This is a genomic window from Pseudomonadales bacterium (genome assembly GCA_013215025.1).
Classification (GTDB): Bacteria; Pseudomonadota; Gammaproteobacteria; order Pseudomonadales; family DT-91; genus DT-91.
Map to the genome: position 1 here is coordinate 1 of JABSRR010000299.1, position 2,056 is coordinate 2,056.

Genomic DNA, 2,056 nt, shown 5'->3' on the forward strand with positions numbered 1-2,056 from the left:
AGGATCTTCTTGGATATGGCCCAGTACACCGTTGTAACGCACCGTCACTTCTTTTTCAATAAATTGCCCGTTTTGCTCAATACGGTAGTTAAACACATTATCGCCATAGTCTAATGGCACACTTTCTTGCCAGGCTTTACCGTTTGTTAGGGTTTTAACCTCGCCATTAATAATCAGCTGATCAACCGCCTGCTCGGCCGACATGGATAAGATAAATTGATTATCTTCACTAATCACATTAAATGGTGGGTAAAATGCTACACCATCTAACGACTCTGTGAATTGTGGTTGAAATAATCGCAGATTTTGACTGCCCGATAGCTCTTGAATCATTATTGCCTTTGCGTCGTCAAATTGCGCTTGCGGATTTGAATCGGAAACTTTTGAGCACGCACTGATGGACACAACTGTGGATAACATCGCTGCTTGTAATACCGTTGTTTTCATCTCGACCTCGCTGCTCGATCAGTGTTTACTATTTACTATTCACTTGGTTGTTATATATGGTTTAGATATTGCCCATTGCCTTGATAGTAAGCTTAATTTGCCCTGTCGAGATGTTCAAAAAATCACGGCCCAGTCACTCGCGGCTGAAGCCCACTGGACAGAGAAAGCGGCAAAAAAGCCGATATTTTGGCAATTGCCCTGGCGCATCAAGGGCTATACCATGGTTGTTTTTACACAAACCCATAAGCAATAAGAGATGAGCAAGAAGCCATGATGAAACATCGACTAAGTCTTGAAAAAAACCATGACGCGAGTGAAATTTACCTGCACGGCAGCCCTGAGAGCTTGCGCATATTGGCGAAAAAATTATGGGCAATTGCAGAAGCTGCCGAAAACCAAGGACAACATAGCGAGCAATTGTCTACCTCTGGCGCTGATGCTGAATTAACCAGCGATTTACAAGGTGATGCCGCAGACTATAGTTTGCTGCATCACTGGGTAATTAGCGCACGTGCTGACTAGCGCAGAGCTCGCTGTGCGGCGCCAGTTTGATCAGTTTGGCGCGTACGCGCTTGAGCTTATCACGCTGACAGCAGGGCAAACTTTGCCAGCTCTAGGCTCTTCGAATATAAGCTCGTCAAATACCGCCTCATCAAATACAGCCTCGTCAAATACCGTCTCGTCAAGACGCCCACATCGTCTGTGTTTATTAACCGCTGATTTTACGCGCTTAAGCAATGCAAGCCTTGCTGCCTTGGTGCAATCATTGGTTGATCAGGGTGTAGTGTATTTTGTTTGCTGGGGCCCAGGCTGCGCGCAGGCGCATGATCTGATTGAAGATCTTACGCTGTTGATCGAGGGGGTTGAGGCACAGCATGCGATGATTATGGTGACCTCGCATGCGAATGACACCTTAGCCGAGGCAATACTCTTTTTATTAACTGAGGCCTGGCCTGATCGTGCTTACCAACAAAGCACAGAGGCTATGCTGGCAGTCACCTTAGACCAGCCAGAGGCAGCGCAGCAGATTGCCGTAGCCATGGCAGAGCCAGAGCACTTTATTGCTAAGTATTCGCAGTAAAGCTAAAAAGCTACATCGTCGCCCGCTGATATGTGCAGGCATAAAAAAACCCCTTGCGGGGTCTATTTATATATAAAATTGCCAACGCAATAAGCCGTTATTGTGGTGGGTTTATACCTTTATAGATGTAAAAGCTGGTTGACTCTACTTTACTTAAATCATTAAAGTCAGCGGCATGTAAGGTATAAATATACAGCCCATCTGGGTAATTTTTTAAGATACTGAAGGCTTTATTTTCCTCAATATGCGGCATGCCAGGTTTAGGCTTGCGTGTACCCACACCGATACCGGACATTTGCAGACCATTAGGTAATGTCACCGTCGCCCATCGGCGCAGCTTTAAAGCGGTATTGCCTAAGCTTTCAAAGATGAAATCAAAACGCACCACGCCACCGTTGCTTGGTAGCACCAACACCTCTTGCTCAGGCGGTGCCCCATAATAGTTATCCATTAACATCATTAGCGGAAAAACAGTTTGTGGGTATTGGTACGAAGGCATAATTGCTAAGGCGACATCACAACCCTCGC

At 45.9% G+C, this 2,056-nt stretch carries 5 protein-coding genes; 3 read left to right on the forward strand and 2 right to left on the reverse strand.

The features are described from left to right. Positions 1-333: hypothetical protein (locus tag HRU21_13110; protein ID NRA43228.1), on the reverse strand; the 333-nt coding region annotated here is incomplete at its 3' end. A gap of 76 nt (positions 334-409) precedes the next feature. Between HRU21_13110 and HRU21_13115 the strand changes: the two genes are divergently transcribed. The 3 genes from HRU21_13115 to HRU21_13125 are packed head-to-tail and all read left to right on the forward strand — an operon-like array spanning position 410 to position 1,528. After that, positions 410-700, forward strand: a complete 291-nt coding sequence (locus HRU21_13115; protein NRA43229.1) for a hypothetical protein — start codon at positions 410-412, stop codon at positions 698-700. A gap of 17 nt (positions 701-717) precedes the next feature. After that, on the forward strand, positions 718-969 hold the full coding sequence (locus HRU21_13120; GenBank protein ID NRA43230.1) for a hypothetical protein: 252 nt from the start codon (positions 718-720) through the stop codon (positions 967-969). Then, complete coding sequence (locus HRU21_13125; protein ID NRA43231.1) at positions 959-1,528, forward strand: hypothetical protein; 570 nt, start codon at positions 959-961, stop codon at positions 1,526-1,528. The genes HRU21_13120 and HRU21_13125 overlap by 11 nt, the downstream gene beginning before the upstream one ends. A 97-nt stretch (positions 1,529-1,625) precedes the next feature. Here the strand turns inward: HRU21_13125 and HRU21_13130 are convergent, their stop codons facing one another. Continuing rightward, positions 1,626-1,979, reverse strand: coding sequence for a hypothetical protein (locus HRU21_13130; protein ID NRA43232.1), 354 nt, complete (start codon positions 1,977-1,979; stop codon positions 1,626-1,628). Positions 1,980-2,056 lie beyond the last annotated feature (77 nt).